This window comes from Cobetia sp. SIMBA_158 (genome assembly GCF_046566945.1).
GTDB classification, from domain to species: domain Bacteria; phylum Pseudomonadota; class Gammaproteobacteria; order Pseudomonadales; family Halomonadaceae; genus Cobetia; species Cobetia amphilecti.
On sequence record NZ_JAWJYL010001233.1, the window covers coordinates 1 to 230 of the forward strand.

Annotated in this window: 1 protein-coding gene; it reads right to left on the reverse strand. The window is 57.8% G+C overall.

Annotated elements, in window-relative coordinates:
• A partial coding sequence (locus tag R2R70_RS23650; RefSeq protein WP_410979441.1) for a hypothetical protein occupies positions 1-230 on the reverse strand: 230 nt, incomplete at both ends.

Sequence of the window (230 nt, forward strand, 5' to 3'; positions counted from 1 at the left end):
GTGGGAGGCAGGTCGTCAGTGGTGTGAGTCTGGTCAATGATGGCGAAGCCAATATCGCCGGGGGCTAGGCGCTGATCGAGAAGGGCGATGGTCAGATCAAGAAGGGCAAGGCGCGGATCACCAGCGGTAACGAGCAGGTCAGCAAGGGCCGCCAGATGGTGGATGAAAGCCTTGAGAGTTATCGCACGTCGTTCCCGGAGAATTCCGTGACACCGCCAAAGAAGTAACTT